The following is a 1,104-nucleotide window of genomic DNA, read 5'->3' as shown; positions in this document are numbered from 1 at the left end:
ATCCGCTGCCTCAAGCGCTACGTCGCCCGCGAAGTCTTCCCGATCATCACCGCAGCACTCTCACCAGCGCGTACTCCGCCCGCTGCGGCTTGACAAACATAGGGGCGTCATCACGCTCGTCCTCCAGTTGCTCGCGTTCCTTCTCCCATGTGGCCTTCTCTCGAGCGTGCTGCTTGACCAGCTCGGTGGTGCGCGGCGGCCAGGCGCGTGGCTTCGCCGCACTCACCGGGTGCGGCCGCGCAGTAGCGCGACCGCGGTGGGCTGGTCCAGGGCGGGGACGAAATGTTGGTAGCGGGCCAGTGCGGAGGTGCTCATTCCAGCCGCGGCGGCCACGACGCCCAGATCGATGCGGGCGCTCAGCAGTTCGACGATCCAGGAGGAGCGCAGCCGGCGCACCGACAGGGCGGGCAGGCCGCCGGTCGGGGTGTGGCGGGCCGTCCAGGAGCTGAACAGGTTCTTGGCGTGCCGGGCGGCGCGCCCGGGCCGGAACACGAACCGGTCGCCCGGCTGGTCGGCGGCGTGAACCAGGACGTTCTCCCAGGCGGCGCGGCAGACGATCAACCGCTGCGTGCCGGGGACGGTGACCACGACCGCGCCGGAGTCCAGGCGGCGCAGATGCCCGGTCCGGACGGCGGCCACCTCCCCAGAGGTCGGACCGCAACCGAAGGTGAGCGCCATCAACGCCAGCGCGTCGCCTCTGGCCTGGCCGGGCAGGCGTTCGGCCCAACCGCGAAGGCGGCCGAGCTGAGCCGGCGAGTAGGGCGGGCTGACCGTCTTGGGCGCTGTCATCGGCGGGGGCGCTTGTTCGCCGCGTTCCAGCCAGGCCAGCGTGGCGCGCATGTGCCGCAGCCAGCTGCGGTAGGTCTGCGCCGAACTCGGGGCCAGGTCGGTGCAGCCGGTCAGGACGAACGCGTCGATCGTCTCATGCCGCAGCCACACTTCCGGGTCATCCGGCAGGCCGGAGCGGTGACACCACACGGGGGCTCGCCCCGACATGTGGACACCGGCTGTCATGCGGCGAGCAGCACTCTATCGATGGTCTGCTGCTCGTAGTCGATCGGGCTGCGGTAATCGAGGGTGGAATGCCTCCTTCGGGTGTTGTAG

2 protein-coding genes are annotated in these 1,104 nt (G+C 70.6%); both read right to left on the bottom strand.

The window, feature by feature from the left end; translation table 11 throughout:
• Positions 1-46: 46 nt before the first annotated feature.
• Positions 47-226 (bottom strand): hypothetical protein, encoded by a 180-nt coding sequence (locus tag E1294_RS52010; protein ID WP_132520778.1) that lies wholly within the window; start codon positions 224-226, stop codon positions 47-49.
• Positions 223-1,014, bottom strand: a complete 792-nt coding sequence (locus E1294_RS52005; protein WP_132520775.1) for a hypothetical protein — start codon at positions 1,012-1,014, stop codon at positions 223-225. The genes E1294_RS52010 and E1294_RS52005 overlap by 4 nt, the downstream gene beginning before the upstream one ends.
• Positions 1,015-1,104: the final 90 nt, after the last annotated feature.

Source organism: Nonomuraea diastatica, assembly GCF_004349015.1.
Classification (GTDB): domain Bacteria; phylum Actinomycetota; class Actinomycetes; order Streptosporangiales; family Streptosporangiaceae; genus Nonomuraea; species Nonomuraea diastatica.
This window is presented reverse-complemented; position numbering and strand designations above follow the sequence as displayed.

What these genes read in the sequence shown, in the direction of transcription:
- E1294_RS52005 (WP_132520775.1), bottom strand. Translation starts at nt 1,014, where the DNA reads ATGACAGCCGGTGTCCACATGTCGGGGCGAGCCCCCGTGTGGTGTCAC.